The sequence below is a fragment of the Xanthomonas sp. WHRI 10207 genome (genome assembly GCF_040202975.1).
GTDB lineage: Bacteria > Pseudomonadota > Gammaproteobacteria > Xanthomonadales > Xanthomonadaceae > Xanthomonas.
This window is the reverse complement of record NZ_JBEGDX010000002.1, coordinates 912,374-929,051: the sequence shown is the minus strand read 5'-3', so window position 1 is coordinate 929,051 and position 16,678 is coordinate 912,374. Positions and strand designations below refer to the sequence as shown.

9 protein-coding genes and 1 other RNA gene are annotated in these 16,678 nt (G+C 65.9%); 9 read left to right on the top strand and 1 reads right to left on the bottom strand.

The features are described 5' to 3' along the window. Window positions 1-125 precede the first annotated feature (125 nt). The 9 genes from cysD (at window position 126) to ABQU90_RS09520 (ending at window position 14,879) form a co-directional block, all read left to right on the top strand. Window positions 126-1,034 carry a sulfate adenylyltransferase subunit CysD gene (gene cysD / locus ABQU90_RS09560; RefSeq protein WP_323522291.1) on the top strand — a complete coding sequence of 303 codons (909 nt, stop codon included), beginning with the start codon at window positions 126-128 and terminating at the stop codon, window positions 1,032-1,034. Between the two features lie 62 nt (window positions 1,035-1,096). After that, window positions 1,097-3,010 (top strand): sulfate adenylyltransferase subunit CysN, encoded by a 1,914-nt coding sequence (gene cysN, locus ABQU90_RS09555; protein WP_323522396.1) that lies wholly within the window; start codon window positions 1,097-1,099, stop codon window positions 3,008-3,010. Window positions 3,011-3,263: 253 nt separating this feature from the next. Beyond that, on the top strand, window positions 3,264-4,334 hold the full coding sequence (locus ABQU90_RS09550; RefSeq protein WP_055848782.1) for an efflux RND transporter periplasmic adaptor subunit: 1,071 nt from the start codon (window positions 3,264-3,266) through the stop codon (window positions 4,332-4,334). After that, window positions 4,331-7,456 carry an efflux RND transporter permease subunit gene (locus ABQU90_RS09545; RefSeq protein ID WP_055848786.1) on the top strand — a complete coding sequence of 1,042 codons (3,126 nt, stop codon included), beginning with the start codon at window positions 4,331-4,333 and terminating at the stop codon, window positions 7,454-7,456. Before ABQU90_RS09550 ends, ABQU90_RS09545 begins: the two co-directional genes overlap by 4 nt. Window positions 7,457-7,929: 473 nt before the next feature. Beyond that, window positions 7,930-10,605 carry a M1 family metallopeptidase gene (locus ABQU90_RS09540; RefSeq protein ID WP_323522292.1) on the top strand — a complete coding sequence of 892 codons (2,676 nt, stop codon included), beginning with the start codon at window positions 7,930-7,932 and terminating at the stop codon, window positions 10,603-10,605. Between the two features lie 68 nt (window positions 10,606-10,673). After that, window positions 10,674-10,756: non-coding RNA, sX9 sRNA (locus ABQU90_RS09535), on the top strand. Window positions 10,757-10,972: 216 nt separating this feature from the next. Beyond that, on the top strand, window positions 10,973-12,466 hold the full coding sequence (locus tag ABQU90_RS09530; protein WP_115554452.1) for an alanine/glycine:cation symporter family protein: 1,494 nt from the start codon (window positions 10,973-10,975) through the stop codon (window positions 12,464-12,466). After that, window positions 12,463-13,368 (top strand): TrmH family RNA methyltransferase, encoded by a 906-nt coding sequence (locus tag ABQU90_RS09525; protein WP_323522293.1) that lies wholly within the window; start codon window positions 12,463-12,465, stop codon window positions 13,366-13,368. The genes ABQU90_RS09530 and ABQU90_RS09525 overlap by 4 nt, the downstream gene beginning before the upstream one ends. Next, a complete protein-coding gene (locus ABQU90_RS09520; protein WP_323522294.1) occupies window positions 13,368-14,879 on the top strand; it encodes a carboxylesterase/lipase family protein in 1,512 nt (503 codons plus the stop codon). The genes ABQU90_RS09525 and ABQU90_RS09520 overlap by 1 nt, the downstream gene beginning before the upstream one ends. Window positions 14,880-15,152: 273 nt before the next feature. On the opposite strand, the gene ABQU90_RS09515 is transcribed toward ABQU90_RS09520, so the two are convergent. Continuing rightward, the gene (locus ABQU90_RS09515; protein ID WP_323522295.1) at window positions 15,153-16,643 is read right to left on the bottom strand and encodes a neprosin family prolyl endopeptidase; all 1,491 of its coding nucleotides are present in this window, start codon (window positions 16,641-16,643) and stop codon (window positions 15,153-15,155) included. Between the last annotated feature and the right edge of the window lie 35 nt (window positions 16,644-16,678).

The following is a 16,678-nucleotide window of genomic DNA, read 5'->3' as shown; positions in this document are numbered from 1 at the left end:
AGAAAGGATCACCGGTTATCGCCTTATGCCGGCCGCTTATTTCAAGCAGACATCTGCCCGCCACACACTGCGCTGCCTTGGCCTACCATCGGCTGGTCTTGCCTGCCGCCGCTCCCGACATCCTGATGACCCTGCCCCCGCTGTCCCATCTCGACCGGCTCGAAGCCGAAAGCATCCACATCCTGCGCGAGGTCGCCGCCGAGTTCCGGGCACCGGTGATGCTGTATTCGGTCGGCAAGGACAGCTCGGTGCTGCTGCATCTGCTGCTCAAGGCGTTTGCGCCGTCGCCCCCGCCGATCCCGCTGCTGCATGTGGACACGCGCTGGAAATTCCGCGAGATGATCGCCTTCCGCGACCGCCGCGCGGCCGAAACCGGGGTGGATCTGCGCGTGCACATCAATCCCGATGGCATCGCGCAGGACATCGGCCCGATCAGCCACGGCGCCGCGGTGCACACCGACATCATGAAGACCCAGGGCCTGAAGCAGGCGTTGGAACACGGCGCGTTCGATGCGGCGATCGGCGGGGCAAGGCGCGACGAAGAAAAGTCGCGCGCCAAGGAGCGGGTGTTTTCGTTCCGCAATGCACGCCATCGCTGGGACCCGAAAAACCAGCGTCCGGAACTGTGGAACCTCTACAACGCCCGCACCAAACCCGGCGAGAGCGTGCGCGTGTTTCCGTTGTCCAACTGGACCGAGCTGGATATCTGGCTGTACATCTACCGCGAAAAGATCCCGGTGGTGCCGCTGTATTTCGCGGCAGCGCGCCCGGTGGTGGAGCGCGACGGTGCGTTGATCATGGTCGACGACGCCCGCCTGCCGCTGCAGCCGGGCGAAACCCCGCAGCTGCGCTCGGTGCGCTTCCGCACGCTGGGCTGCTACCCGCTGACCGGCGCGATCGACTCCACCGCCGACACCCTGGAAGCGGTGATCGCCGAAATGCTGGTCAGCACCAGCTCCGAGCGTCAGGGCCGCATGATCGACCACGCACCCGGCGCATCGATGGAACAGAAAAAGCTTGAGGGGTATTTCTGATGGGCAGTGAATGGGGAAGCGGGAATGGGGAATCGCAACAGCGGTTCGCTGCGTCTACATCGATCGAGGAGGCGGCTTGTGCCATTCCCGATTTCCCACTCCCGATTCCCGGCACCATCGACACTTACCTGCAGCAGCACGAATCCAAACCGCTGCTGCGCTTCATCACCTGCGGCAGCGTGGACGATGGCAAGAGCACCTTGATTGGACGGTTGCTGTACGACAGCAAGCGCTTGTTCGACGATCAGCTGGCGGCTCTGGAAAGCGATAGCCGGCGGCATGGCACGCAAGGCGAGGGTATCGATTACGCGTTGTTGATGGACGGGCTGGCAGCCGAGCGCGAGCAGGGCATCACCATCGATGTGGCGTATCGCTATTTCGATACCGACCAACGCAAATTCATCGTCGCCGACTGCCCGGGCCACGAGCAGTACACACGCAACATGGCCACCGGTGCGTCCAGCGCCGATGTGGCGGTGGTGCTGGTGGATGCGCGCAAGGGCTTGCTCGTGCAGACGCGCCGCCACAGCTACATCGTGTCGTTGCTGGGCATCCGCCACGTGGTGCTGGCGGTCAACAAGATGGATCTGGTGGACTACGACGCCGACGTCTTCAGCGCCATCGCCGAGAGCTACCGCGCACTGGCGACGCAGCTGGGTATTGCCGATGTGCAGTGCATCCCGTTGTCGGCGCTGGCCGGCGAAAACCTGTCCAGCGGCTCCACCCGCATGCCGTGGTACAGCGGCCCGCATCTGCTGCAGCATCTGGATAGCGTGCAACTGGAGCCGCCCGACGCCGATAGCGGCCTGCGCCTGCCGGTGCAGTGGGTCAACCGCCCCAACTCACAGTTCCGCGGCTATGCCGGCACCATCGCGGCGGGGCAGGTGCGCGTGGGCGATGCCGTGGTGGTGGTGCCATCGGGCCGGCGTTCGCATGTGGCTGCGGTGCTGGATGCCAACGGCGCGGTGGCCAGCGCACGCGCAGGGCAGGCGGTGACGCTGACGCTACGCGATGAGATCGATATCAGCCGTGGCGACATCATCGCCGCCATCGACGACCCGCCGGAAGTGGCCGACCAGTTCGCTGCACATTTGCTGTGGATGGACGATGCCGCGCTGCTGCCCGGCCGCCCGTACTGGCTCAAGATCGGCACGCGCACGGTCACCGTGAGCGTCAGCGAGATCAAGCACAAAGTCGATGTGAATACGCAAGAGCGGCTGGCGGCCAAGCGGCTGGAGCTCAACGAAGTGGGCTACTGCAATCTCGCCTTGGACGAACCCATCGCCTTCGCGCCGTACGCCCGCAACCGCGTGCTCGGCGGGTTCATCCTGATCGACCGGCAGAGCAATGCCACCGTGGCCGCGGGCACGCTGGAGTTTGCGTTGCGCCGCGCCGGTAACGTGCATTGGCAGCATCTGGACGTGGACCGCGGTGCTCGTGCGCGCATCAAGGGCCAGGCGCCGCGCGTGCTGTGGTTCACCGGCCTGTCGGGGGCGGGCAAATCCACCGTCGCCAACCTGGTTGACAAGCGCCTGCATGCCTTGGGCTATCACACCTTCATCCTGGATGGCGACAACGTGCGCCATGGGCTCAACCGCGATCTGGGTTTCACCGACGAAGACCGCGTGGAAAACATCCGCCGCGTGGCCGAAGTGGCGCGCCTGATGGCCGATGCCGGCCTGATCGTGCTGGTCAGTTTTATTTCGCCGTTCCGCGCCGAGCGGCAACTGGCGCGCGAGCGTTTCGATACGGGCGAGTTTGTCGAAGTGTTTGTGGATGTGCCGCTGGCGGTGGCAGAAGCGCGCGACGTGAAGGGGTTGTACCGCAAGGCGCGGGCCGGGCAGATCCCCAATTTCACCGGGATCGACTCGCCGTACGAGGCGCCCGAGACGCCGGAGATCCATCTTCACGCCGATGGTGAGAATGTAGAGGCGCTGGCGCGCCACGTGCTCGAGTTTCTGGGGCTGGAACGCTGAGCGCAGGCATCAGGACGTGGCATCCAGTCTCCCGCGTAGTGCGCGTGGCGGCAGACCCCATCGTGGAGTGACCGCGCGGGTTTGCGCCATCGGGCTTGCCCGGGCGCTGGTATGCAATGTCGAGGGCCGCGCCGACCAGCGCATCATGACGACGACGGCAAGGGTCTTTGGTCATGGTGCAAAGCGCGCCCTTTCTGTCAACGCTTGGCGGTGAGGTCGGTAAACTTTCGCGGTACCCCGCCAGGATGTTCTGATGCTTGTTCTGCCCAGCGCGCGCAATTGCGCCGCGCTCTTGTTGGCCGTGTGGCTGTCCGGTTGTGCCCGTCAGGCCAGCGCGCCGGCCGCTGCCAAGCCCATCCCGGTGGTCGTGCAGCCGGTTGCGGTGCAGCCCTGGAACTCCACCGTGCAATCGATCGCCACCGTACGTGCGCGCGAATCGGTCGCGCTCACTGCGGCGGTCAGCGATGTGGTCGAGCAGGTCAATTTCGACAGCGGCGATGAGGTCAAGGCCGGGCAGTTGCTGCTGCGGCTGCGCGGCAATTCGCAGCAGGCCGCGTTGACCGCCGCGCAAGCCACCTTCGAGGAAACCGACCAGCTCTATCGTCGCCAGTTGAGCCTGGTTGGGCAGCAATTGGTCGCCAAGTCCACAGTCGACACCCAGCGCGCCCTGCGCGACGCAGCGCAGGCGCGGGTGCAGCAGATGCGCGCGGAAATCACCGACCGCGAAGTGCGCGCGCCGTTTTCCGGCGTGCTGGGCATCCGCCAGATCAGCCCCGGGTCGTTGATCACCTCGAGCACCGTGATCGCCACGCTGGACGATGTGGCGCGCATGTACGTGGATTTTCAGGTGCCGGAATCGCAGTTCGGTCTGGTGCAGCTCGGCAATACCGTCAATGGCACCGCGGCGGCGTATCCGGGTGCGCGCTTCGACGGCATCGTTGCCGCGATCGATTCGCGCATCGACGAGACCACCCGCTCGGTGACCGTGCGTGCGGACTTCCCCAACGACGATCGCCGCCTGCGCCCGGGCATGCTGCTGGATGTGCGGCTGCTGCAGCCGGCGCGGCAGGCGGTGGTGATCCCGGAGATTGCGGTGGTGCAGGTGGGGCGCGAGTCGTACGTGTTCCGGGTCAAACCCGACAGCAGCGTGGAGCGTGCCGATGTGCGCCTGGGCGAACGGCGCGATGGCAAGGTGGAGATTCTGGAGGGCGTCAAGGCTGGTGAGCGCATCGTGGTGGATGGCACCGGCAAGCTGCGTCCGGGCCTGAAGGTGGTCGACCAGGCCGCGCCCGCGTCGACGCGTCCGCAGGCCGCAGCACAATGAAGCTCTCCGACCTGTCCATTACCCGCCCGGTGATGGCGGTGGTGATGAGCCTGTTGCTGATCGTGTTGGGGGTGATGTCGTTCACCCGCCTCACGCTGCGCGAACTGCCGGCGATCGACCCGCCCATCGTTTCGGTGGATGTGGAATACACCGGCGCCTCGGCAGCGGTGGTGGAAAGCCGCATCACCCAGGTGCTGGAAGACGCGCTGGCCGGTATCGAGGGCATTGCCACCATCGAAGCGCGCAGTCGCAATGGCTCGTCCGACATCAGTATCGAGTTCGTGCAGTCGCGCGATGTGGAAGCGGCCGCCAACGATGTGCGCGATGCGGTGAGCCGCGTCTCCGACCGTATGCCCGACCAGGCGCGCCCGCCGGAAATCTCCAAGGTCGAAGCCGACGCCGATCCCATCCTGTGGCTCAACATGAGCTCCAGCACGATGGACACGCTGCAGCTATCCGACTACGCCGAGCGCTATGTGGTGGACCGCTTTTCCAGCCTGGATGGCGTGGCGCAGGTGCGCATCGGCGGACGCCAGCGCTATGCGATGCGCATCTGGCTGGACCGCGACCAACTGGCCGCACGCGCACTCACCGTGGCCGATGTCGAAACGGCGCTGCAGAACGAAAACGTGGAGTTGCCGGCCGGCAGCATCGAATCGGCGCAGCGCGATTTCACCTTGCGTGTGGAGCGCAGCTACCTCAAGCCGGAAGACTTCGCCAAGTTGCCGTTGAGCAAGGGCGAGGGCGGCTATGTGGTGCGCTTGGGCGATGTGGCCAAGGTGGAGTTGACCTCGGCCGAACGGCGCGCCTATTTCCAGAGCAATGGCGTGCCCAACGTGGGCCTGGGCATCGTGCGCAATTCCACCGCCAACGCGCTGGATGTGGCGCGCGAAGCGCGCGCGCAGGCCGAAGAAGTGCAGAAGTCGCTGCCGCAGGGCACCAACATCTTTGTCGCCTTCGACACCACCACCTTCATCGATGCGGCGGTGGAGCGCGTCTATCACACACTGGTCGAAGCGGTGGTGCTGGTGCTGGTGGTGATCTGGGTGTTTCTGGGTAGCGCACGTGCGGCGCTGATTCCGGCGGTCACCGTGCCGGTGTGTCTGATCGCTGCGTTCATTGCGCTGTACGCGTTCGATTTCTCGATCAACCTGCTCACCTTGCTGGCGCTGGTGCTGTGTATCGGCCTGGTGGTGGACGACGCCATCGTGGTGGTGGAAAACATCCAGCGCCGTATCGATCTGGGCGAGCCGCCTTTGGTGGCCGCCAGGCGCGGTACCGGCCAGGTGGCATTCGCGGTGATCGCGACCACCGCCGTACTGGTGGCGGTGTTCCTGCCGGTGGGATTTCTGGAAGGCAATACCGGGCGCTTGTTCCGCGAGTTGGCGGTGGCACTGGCCGCGGCGGTGGCGATCTCGGCTTTCGTGGCGCTGACGCTGACGCCGATGATGTCGTCCAAGCTGCTGCGCTCGCACAGCGTGGCCAAACCCAATCGGTTCCATCATTGGTTCAACGGGCGCATGCAGGCGGTGTCCGGCGCGTACGGGCGCTCGCTGGAGCGTCACGTGCACCGCACCTGGATCTTCGCGCTGCTCATGCTGCTGGCCTTGGGCGCGAGCGCCTGGTTGATGAGCCGCATTCCATCCGAACTGGCGCCGGCGGAAGATCGCGGTAATTTCCAGATCATGATCGACGGGCCCGAAGGCGCCGGCTTCGATTACACCGTCGGGCAGATGCATCAGGTCGAAGACATCCTGCGCCCGTACGTGGGCCCGGACAAACCCATCGTGCGCGCCAACCCGCGCGTGCCCGGCGGCTTCGGCAGCAGCGAGGAAATGCACACCGGCCGCGTCAGCGTGTTCTTGCAGGACTGGGAAAAACGCACACGCCCCACTACCGAAGTGGCCGATGAGCTGCAACAAAAGCTCAGCGTGCTTAGCGGCGTGCGCGCACGCACGCAGGTCAGTGGCGGCCTGGTGCGCAGCCGCGGCCAACCATTCCAACTGGTGCTCGGTGGCCCGGACTATGCCGAGATCGCGCAGTGGCGCGACCGCATCCTGCAGCGCATGGAAGCCAATCCCGGTCTGGTCGGCCCGGACTCGGATTACAAGGAAACCCGCCCGCAGATGCGCGTCAACATCGACCGCCTGCGCGCGGCCGATCTGGGCGTACCGGTCACCGCCATCGGTGGCGCGCTTGAGGCGATGATGGGCTCGCGCCGCGTCACCACTTTCGTCGACAACGGCGAGGAATACGACGTGATGTTGCAGGCCGGGCGCGAAGGTCGCATGTCGCCGGAGGACCTTACCGCCATCCGCGTGCGCTCCACCCGTGGCGAGCTGATTCCGCTGTCCAACCTGGTGAGCTTGAGCGAAGTGGCCGAAGCCGGCACCTTGAACCGCTTCAATCGCCTGCGCGCGATCACCATCACCGCCGGTCTGGCGCCGGGCTACCCGTTGGGCGATGCCATCGCCTGGGCGCAGCAGGCCGCGCAGGAAGAACTGCCGGAATACGCGCAGCTGGACTGGAAGGGCGAATCGCGCGAATACCAGCAATCCGGTAGCGCGGTGTTGCTGACCTTCGGCATGGCCCTGCTGGTGGTGTATCTGGTGCTGGCTGCGCAGTTCGAAAGTTTTGCGCATCCGTTGGTGATCATGCTCACCGTGCCGCTGGCGGTGCTGGGTGCATTGGTCGGACTGTGGCTCACCGGTGGCACGCTCAACCTGTTCAGTCAGATCGGCATCGTGATGCTGGTGGGCCTGGCGGCGAAGAACGGCATTTTGATCGTGGAGTTCGCCAATCAGTTGCGCGACGAAGGCCGCAGCGTGCATCAGGCCATCGTGGAATCGGCCTCGGTGCGGTTGCGCCCCATCCTGATGACTTCGATCGCCACGGTGGTCGGCGCGATTCCGCTGGTGGTGGCCGGCGGGCCCGGCTCGGCCAGCCGCGCCACTATCGGCGTGGTAGTGATCTTCGGTGTGTCGCTGTCCACGCTGCTGTCGCTGTACGTGGTGCCGGCGTTCTACAGCCTGATCGCCCCGTACACCAAGTCGCCGGAAGCGGTCGCACGCGAGCTGGAAACCCTGGAGGCAACCACGCCATCGGTGGGCGGGCACGCGTAAGCGCGGCCGTCAAAACGATCACGCTCGCCGCCAGGCGGGCGTGGCCGGTGCCCGGCGTGGCATGTGTGACTAATGCACTCTGGTTTTGAGCGCGTCGTCCACGCCTACCTGACGACTGCGCGCCAGGCGTTTTAGCCGCTCTAAGCGCTGCTCGACACGCGTGCGCGGTTGCAGCAATGCGCCTGCGCGAGTGATGGGTATCCCGCAGTTCCGCTGGTTGGCGATGTTGGGTGCAGCACCCGGATGCCGGGCGCAGCTACGGTGTGCGAGCGTGCGGATGGCTGCACGCGGCGCATGCGTGCCAGTCACGGTCACGCCTGTAGCGCAACTGTGCCTGGTATGGCCACTGCGTTTATCGCAGCCGCCAGCGTCGGCATCGACAGCCTTCGCTGCGCTGGTGCAGTGACTAAGGTCACATGACAGTCATCCCCGGCTGTGGTCGACTTCGGCGGTTACCCTGACCGGAATTGCCCATGCGTCGTCTTGCCTGCCTGCTTGCTCCTTCCCTCCTTGCGCTGTGCTGCGGTAACGCACTCGCGCAGACGTCCGGCGAGCCGGTACCCAATGGCCGGTTGCCGACCTGGGCGGTGCCCGAGCGCTATAGCCTGGCGATCAAGGTCGACCCCGAGCAGGCGCAGTTCAGTGGCCGCACCACTATCCGCGTGCAGCTCAAGCAGGCGTCCGACCATCTGTGGCTGCACGGCAAGGAGCTGAAGGTCAGCAAGGCCACGGTCAAGCCGGCCAAGGGCAAGGCGCTCACCGCGCGCTATGTGGATGCCGATGCGCAGACCGGTGTGGTTCGCCTGGAGTTCGGGCGCACGCTCAAGCCGCAGACGCTCACCGTGGATATCACCTACAGCGCGCCGCTCAACCAGCAGCTGCAGGGCCTGTATCAGGTGAAATACCAGGGCAAGGCGTATGCGATGACGCAGATGGAGCCGATCAGTGCGCGCTACGCGTTCCCGGGCTTCGATGAGCCGGCGTTCAAGACCCCGTTCGACCTCAGCCTGACCGTGCCCAGCGACGATCAGGCGCTGGCCAATACCATCGCCACCTCGACCAAGCCGGCCGGCAAGGGCTGGAAGACGGTGACCTTCGCGCCGACCGTGCCGTTGCCGACCTACCTGGTCGCCTACGCCGCCGGCCCGTGGGATGTGGTGGACGTGCCGCCCATGCCGGCCACCCCGCAGCGCCCCAACGCCACGCCGCTGCGCGGCATCGCCGCCCAGGGTCAGGGCCCGCGTATCACTCCGGCGCTGGACCAGACCCCGGCGATCATCGCCGCGCTGGAGGACTACTACGCCTTCGGTTATCCGTTCGACAAGCTCGATCTGGTCGCCGCCCCGGATTTCAGCGCTGGCGCGATGGAAAACCCCGGGTTCGTGACCTTCCGCGACTGGCTGCTGTTGCTGGACAAGGATTCGCCGGCCGAAAACGTGCAGCGCTCCTTCAACACCAACGCGCACGAGCTGGCGCATCAGTGGACCGGCGACACCGTGACCATGGAATGGTGGGACGACCTGTGGCTCAACGAAGCCTTCGCCACCTGGATGCAGCAGAAAATCACCATGCAGCTGCACCCGGAATATCACGCCAACCTGGATCGCATCGGCGGCGCGCAATACGCGATGAATAACGACAGCCTGGTCAGCGCACGCAAGATCCGCCAGCCGATCACCGGTAACGGCGATATCGAAACCGCTTTCGACGGCATCACCTATCAGAAGGGTGCGGCGGTGCTGGCGATGTTCGAAGCCTTCGTTGGCGAGGACGTGTTCCGCGAAGGCATGCGCGCCTACATCGCCAAGCATCAGTTCGGCAGCGCCACCGCCGACGATCTGGTCGATGCGATCGCCGAAGCCGCCGGCAAGGGCGAAGACTTCAAGGCGGCATTCCGCAGCTTCTTGAATCAGCCGGGTGTGCCGTACCTGCAGACCCAGGTGGCGCGCGAAGGCGGCAAGACTGTGGTCAAGCTGCAGCAGCAGCGGTATTTGCCGCTGGGTTCGACCGGCTCCACCGCGCAGCAGTGGGGCGTGCCGGTGTGCGTGAAGTACGGCAAGGGCAAGAACCAGGTCGGTACCGCCTGCCAGCTGCTGGAAGACGGCAGCGGCAGCATCGTGCTGGACGGCGCCGGCAAGAACACCTGGGTGTTCCCGAACGCGCATGGCGCCGGCTATTACCGTTTCAGCCTGCCGAAGAAGCAGCTGGCCGCACTCGGCAAGCAGGTCGCTCAGCTCGACGATAACGAGCAGTTGGCCTACGCCGATGCCATCGATGCGGCCTACCGCCACGGCGATGCCGACAGCGATGCGGTGTTGATGGCGCTCAAGCAGCTGGCGCCGTCCGCATCGGCCGATGTCTCGACCGCGCTGGTGGATCGCTTCGGGTGGATCTGGCGCTACCAGGCCAGCACCGAGGCGCAGCGCGGCGCGTTGCGCAAGGCCGCCGAACAGGCGTATTTGCCGCGTCTGCGCCAGCTGGGTTACGTGCGGCGTAGCGGCGAATCGGTCGACGACACCGCGCTGCGGTCGTCGCTGGCCGGGCTGTTTGGGTTACGCCTGCAGAACGCGGAAGTGCGCAAGGCGCTGCTTGCCCAGGGCGATGCGGTGCTGGCCGGTGGCAACGGGGCGCTGGACTTTTCTGCGGCCAACCCGGATCTGCTCGGCACCGTGCTGGCGGTCACCGCGCAGGAACGCGGCGCCCCCGCGGTGCAGACCCTGATCGCGGCATTGCGCACGCACGCCGACCCCGCACAGCGCAACGCCATGATCGCTGCACTGGGTGCGGTGCAGGACCCGGCGTTGCTCAAGCAGGTGCGCGATTTTGCGTTGACCGATGCCATCAAGGTCGGCGAGATGAAGAGCATGCTGACGCGTGGGAACAGCTATGAGGCTTCGCATGCGTCGATGTGGCCGTGGTTCACCGCCAACTTCGACCGCATCGTGCAGCGCAGCGGGTCGTTCGACGGCGGCGGTCTGCCGGCGCTCGGCGCATCCGGTGGCTGCAGCGTGGAAGAGGCCGACCGCCTGGATGCCTTCTTCCAGCCACGCCTGGCCAAACTCAGCGGCGCCGACCGTGGCCTGGCGCAGACCGGCGAAACCATCCGCCTGTGCGCCGCGCTCAAGCAGGCGCAGACCGCCAAGCGCTGAGCGCCAGAAGCGGCCAACAACGCGACTGCGCGACAGCCAGGCGGCTGCGGTCGCTGCTCGGAACCGGCATGTGCCCTGCACACACGCCGGTTCCGAGCGCACCGTCCACCGCTATCCGATGACCGCTCGCGACGTGCATCCGGTCTCGGCCAAGCTCCTGCATACCACTGGCGTCGTTGCACAGGGCATGCGGCGTGCAGCGCCGATGCCCCACGATGGTGCACACGATCTGTACATGCGCCGCCGGCACGTTGTCATGCGCTGACGGCGCAACTCGCACGCACGTCGCATCGAGCGGCGCTTTCGGCCAGAATCGACCCACTCCCCACGGCGCTGGGGTTCACGATCCAGCACTCGGGGAGATTGCGTGGAAGCACTCATCAATGGCATCAACGGCATCGTCTGGAGCAAGGCACTGATTTTCATGTGTCTGGGCGCAGGCGTTTACTTCACCATCCGCACCCGTTTCATGCAGGTGCGCGGGTTCGTGGAAATGATTCGCCTCACCGTGGGCGGGCAGAAGTCCGATGCCGGGGTGTCTTCGTTCCAGGCATTGGCGATGTCGATGGCCGGGCGTATCGGTATCGGCAACATCGCCGGCGTCGCCACCGCCATCGCCTTCGGTGGGCCGGGCGCGATCTTCTGGATGTGGGTGATGGGCTTTCTCGGCGCGTCCACGTCGTACGTGGAATCGACGCTGGCGCAGATCTACAAGATCAAGGATGCCGATGGCCGCTATCGCGGCGGCCCGGCGTACTACATCGAAAAGGCGATGGGTCTGAAGTGGTACGCGCTCACCTTCGCGGTGGCCACCATCATCGCCACCGGCTTTCTGATGCCGGGCGTCCAGGCCAATGCGATTGCCGACAGCGCCATCAACGCCTGCCGGGGCACCAGCCTGTGCGGTGCGATGGACGGGCAGTGGATGGGCCTGCCGATGCGCGATGCGGCCAAGCTGGGCATCGGCATCCTGGTGGCATGCATGCTGGCGGTGATCATCTTCGGCGGCGTCAAGCGCATCGCCAACTTCGCCGAAATCGTGGTGCCGTTCATGGCGATGGGCTACATCCTGATGGCGCTGGTCATAATGGTGCTCAACGCCGAGCGCGTGCCGGACATGTTCGTCACCATCTTCAGCAGTGCATTCGGCAGCCATGCCGCGTTCGGCGCCTTGCTGGGGCTGGCGGTGGAATGGGGCGTCAAGCGCGGCATCTACGCCAACGAAGCCGGGCAGGGCACCGGGCCGCATGCTGCGGCAGCGGCAGAGGTGTCGCATCCGGCCAAGCAGGGCTACGTGCAGGCGTTTGCGATCTACTTCGACACGATGATGGTGTGCACCGCCACCGCGTTCCTGATCCTCACCACCGGCAAGTACAACGTGTACGCGCCCGATGGTGCCAAGCCGGGCCTGTACGCCGGCCTGAGCGGGGTGGAAGAAGGCCCCGGTTATGCGCAGGCGGCAGTGGAATCGGTGCTGCCGGGCTGGGGCGCGGGCTTTGTGGCGGTGGCGCTGTTCTTCTTCGCCTTCACCACCATCATGGCCTATTACTACATGGCCGAAACCAACCTGAGCTACATCAATGGCAGCCGCCGCCGGCCGCTCACCGTGCTGCTGCTGCGCCTGGGCATCATGGGCATGGTGATCTTCGGCGCGTTCCACAATGCGCAGCTGGCCTGGGCGCTGGGCGACATCGGCGTCGGCGTCATGGCCTGGCTCAACATCATCGCCATCCTGATCCTGCACAAGCCGGCCATGCTGGCCTTGAAGGATTACGAACGGCAAAAACGCCAGGGGCTGGATCCGGTCTTCGATCCGGTGTCGCTCGGCATCAAGAACGCGGATTTCTGGACACAACGATGAAACAGCATGATGGACGTGGCGCACGGCCGCCACGCGACAACACCGGCAGCGGCGCTGCGCCGCTCAACCCCTGGGGCCGTGCGGCGCCACGTGCGCCGGCACCGGCTGCGCCTGCGGTACGCACCGCCGCCGCCGCACCGGCCGCTGCCAACGCCAACACCGCGCGCGAGCTGCGCCTGTACGGTATCAATGCCATCCAGGCGGTGTTCGACGCGCGTCCGCAGGCGCTGCGCAAGCTCTACCTGACCGAGGCGCGCATTCCGCAGTTCAAGGCTTTGCTGGCCTGGTGCGTCACCCAGCGCATCGGTTACCGCGTGGTGGAGGAGGCCGACCTCACCAAGCTGGCGTCCAGTACGCATCACGAAGGCATCGTGGCCGAGGTGTTGCGGGTATCGCCGCAGCCGTTGCAGGAGTGGCTGGCGGCATTGCCGCCTGGCCCGGTGCTGGCGCTGTGGCTGGATGGCGTGGGCAACCCGCACAACTTCGGTGCGATCTTGCGCTCGTCGGCGCATTTCGGCGTGGCCGGTTTGCTGCTGTCGGCCGGCTCCACGCTGGGCCTGTCCGGCGCCGCCGCGCGCGTGGCCGAAGGCGGTGCCGAAGCCGTGCCGCTGGTGCAATTGCCCGAGACCGCAGTGGCGCTGACGCAGCTGCGCCAGGCCGGCTTCGCGATCGCGGCCACGCTGGTCGACGGTGGGCACGATGTCTTTGCCGCCGCGTTGCCGCAGCGTCTGGTGTATGTGATGGGTGCAGAAAGCGCAGGCATGGATCGCCAGTTCGCACGCGAGTGCGATCTGCAGTTATCCATCCGCGGCAGCGGCAAGGTCGAAAGCCTCAATGTGGCGTCGGCCACCGCCGTGTTTCAGGCGGCCTGGCGCGCCCGCGTCGACACCGGAGCGCTGTGATGCGTCCATCGGTCTGGTTGCTTGCTGCCCTTTGCACGCTGAGCGGTAGCGCGTTTGCTGCCGCGTCCGCGCTTCCTGCGACGCCGCCGGAAGCGCGCACCGATCACGGTGTGGTGCGTGGGCAATGGCAGGCCGACGGCAGTGCGGTGTTTCGTGGCATCCCCTTCGCTGCGCCGCCGCTGGGCGCGTTGCGCTGGCGCCCGCCGCAACCGGTTGCCGCATGGACGCAGGTGCGTGACGCCACGCAGCCGGCCACGCCGTGCGTGCAGCCAGCGCTGGGCTGGAACGATGCGATGGCCAGGCGCGGCAGCGAAGACTGCCTCTACGTCGAAGTGCAGACACCCACGCTGAAGCCGGCAACCCCGTTGCCGGTGTTTGTGTGGATCCATGGCGGCGCCAATGTCGCCGGCGGTGCGGATGGGCATCTGCCCACCAATCTTGTCGCGCAGAACATGCTGGTGGTGACGCTGCAGTACCGGCTGGGCGCGTTGGGCTTCCTGTCGCTGCCGGAACTGCGCGATGGCGACAACCAAGCGGCCGGCAACTACGCGTTGCTCGACCAGATCGCCGCGCTGCGCTGGGTGCGCGATAACATCGCGCAGTTCGGCGGCGACCCTGCGCGAGTCACCATCGCCGGGCAGTCGGCCGGTGGCCAGGATGTGGGCTTGCTGATGCTCAGCCCACTCGCGCGCGGGCTGTTTTCTGCAGCGATCGAACAAAGCGGCACCGCCGGTTTCGGGCTGCCGGCGCGCAGCCTGGAAGACAATCGCGCGTTGGGCGTTGCCATCGCCAAACGTGCGGGTATCGACGATGCCGCAACGCGCCTGAGCCAATTACGCGCATTGCCGGTGGAACAGTTGCTCAAGGCCGGGCAGGGCGTGGATGTGCCAGCGTTGGATGACGATGGCTACATCTGGTTGCAAGCCGTTGTCGATGGCCGCGTGCTGCCGCGCGCACCGGCCGAGCTGCTGGCCAGCGGCGCACAGGCCAAGGTGCCGCTGTTGATCGGCTACGTGGTGCAGGAGCTCACTTACGGCGGCGACCAGGGCGCACAGGCGCGTCTGCGTCGCGATTATCCCGACCGCGCCGAGGCGGTGTTGCAGGCGCAGCGTAAGCATGCGGCGCAACGTACCGAGCGCCAGGGCAATGCCGCGATGCAGCTGTCCACCGATCTCACTTTTCGCTGCCCGGCGGTGACTGTAGCGCAGCGCCAGGCCGCGCTCGGCGTGCCGGTGTGGCATTACGTGTTCGACACCGCAGCGCCGGATGGGCAGGTGACTCACAGCGCCGAATTGCCGTTCCTGTTCAAGGACCTGCCCATCGGCCAGCCACCGGTGAGCCTGCAAAAATATTGGGCGGCATTCGTGCAGCGCGGCAATCCCAACGCCAAGGGCTTGCCCGCATGGCCGGCATTCGCGCCGAAACATGCGGCGCTGCAGTTCGATGCCAGTGGCGTGCAGCAGATCAAGGATGCGCGCCCGGCCGTGTGCGCAGGCGTGGATTTGCCGTAAGCCGGCATCCATTGCCACGGCGAGTGGCGTGGTGAGTCCTTGCTGGCTGTGTGTAGCGTGCAAGGACCACCAGACAGGGTGGGCGCGCCTGTCGTGATGAGCACTCTGCATTGGGCACGCCGATAAACCACCACCACTTGGCCGCACGCTGCAGTGGTGCTGGCAGTTCTGACGTTTCAGCATGCACCGCACAACTGCGCAACCGCATGCGGGCTCGTGTCGTGGCCAACAAGCGAACGCGCGCGCTGCAGCAGTGCGCGCGTTCGCAGCGACTCAGCGGGCGCAGCCCGGCCCACCGAAGTAGATGCCGCCGTTCTGCATCTCCGGCGACAGGCTGGTGCGGGAGACGCCGGCTCCCAACGCATACGGGTAGCTGTAGCCGGCAATCGCCAACGTGTAGCACGACGGCTGCTCCACACTCATCGATGACAACCGTTGTGCAGGCCAGGTGGCCATGGCCGCATCGCGATAAAAGTGGTTGGCCTGGAACGCGGCCTGCCGGTAGCCGGCCGATGCGAACCGCCCGCTGCCCATTGGTGTGCTGGGGCGACCATCCCAGGTGGAAATTTCGCCACCGGCCGAGATGAAGATGTTGGCGCTGCCTTCGGCAATGTCGCCGGCATACAGCTCGGCCTTGTAGTAGCCGATCCATTCGCCATTCAAGCCGAACCACCAATAGCCGTCGGCATTGCGTTGGAATTCCACATGCAACATGGCCTGCTTGCCGCCCGCCGTGCTGAAGCCGACGGCGGGCGCTGCGCCGAGCACATTCGCCGTGCTGGTCTGCACGAAGTCGGCGCAATCCAGATTATGGCAGCCGGTGTTGATATAGCCGTCCTGCGTGGAATAGATAAACAGGATCGGCGTGTTGCCCCAGCCTGCGCCAGGTTGGGTTTGCCAGCCGGCTTCCAGGGTCTGGATCTGCCGTTGCGCCGTGTATCCAGCCAGCCAGATCTGGCTGATCGACTGCGCATCGTTGGCGCGCACGGCCGGCACCCAGGTATTGAGATCGGCACCGGCGCCGGTCACTGGCGAGCCGGCGGTGTCCAGGTAAATGGTGGAGTAGTAATGCACCACCGACGCGGCATCCTCCGCGGCGGCTAGCAGAGTGGGGCGGTCGGGTGCCGTCGCCTGCGGTGTGGTGCCGCGCAAGAACGCTCGCAGCGTTGCGTGTTGGCTGATGTCAGCCAGACCGATACGCTGCAACGGCACACTGCCAGCATCGCAGCGTTGCGCCGCATCGAGTGGGGCGCTGCTGCTGACACCGGCGGCAATGCTGGGCGGCATGGCAAGCGCGCCGCCATCGCGCAACGCGGGCTGCTGCGCGAGCGGGATGCAGTCGAACACCTTGCCGCGCTGATGCACGCTGCGCAGCACGGTCAGGCCGTTGTAGCGGTTGAACAGATAACGCTGCATCTGCGCGAAGGCAGATGGGTCGCGGACCTTGGCGGTGACCTCGCGCGTGGCGTAGCTGCGCTGTGCCTGCGCATCCAGAAATTGCTTGAATTCCTGTGTAACCAACGGAAATGCACGCGATACCGCGGCAGTGCTGTGCTGCATGCCGGCACGCTGCTCGGGCGCAACACGTGCGGTGGCGGGTGTGCGCAGTAGCGGCGGCATCAGCGCATCGATACGTTGATCATCTGCAGCCGAGATGGAGGGCGATAGCAATGTGCCTGCAAGGCTCGCGGGCGCAGCGGTGCAAATGGCAAGCGCAACAACGGCGCGGCCGATCGACATCGGTCGCTTGGAACGAAACGTCATGGGAGTATTTCCTGGCGCCGGAATGAAACGGCCCC

What these genes read in the sequence shown, in the direction of transcription:
- cysD (WP_323522291.1), top strand. Translation starts at nt 126, where the DNA reads ATGACCCTGCCCCCGCTGTCCCATCTCGACCGGCTCGAAGCCGAAAGC.
- ABQU90_RS09550 (WP_055848782.1), top strand. Translation starts at nt 3,264, where the DNA reads ATGCTTGTTCTGCCCAGCGCGCGCAATTGCGCCGCGCTCTTGTTGGCC.
- ABQU90_RS09545 (WP_055848786.1), top strand. Translation starts at nt 4,331, where the DNA reads ATGAAGCTCTCCGACCTGTCCATTACCCGCCCGGTGATGGCGGTGGTG.
- ABQU90_RS09540 (WP_323522292.1), top strand. Translation starts at nt 7,930, where the DNA reads ATGCGTCGTCTTGCCTGCCTGCTTGCTCCTTCCCTCCTTGCGCTGTGC.
- ABQU90_RS09525 (WP_323522293.1), top strand. Translation starts at nt 12,463, where the DNA reads ATGAAACAGCATGATGGACGTGGCGCACGGCCGCCACGCGACAACACC.
- ABQU90_RS09520 (WP_323522294.1), top strand. Translation starts at nt 13,368, where the DNA reads ATGCGTCCATCGGTCTGGTTGCTTGCTGCCCTTTGCACGCTGAGCGGT.
- ABQU90_RS09515 (WP_323522295.1), bottom strand. Translation starts at nt 16,643, where the DNA reads ATGACGTTTCGTTCCAAGCGACCGATGTCGATCGGCCGCGCCGTTGTT.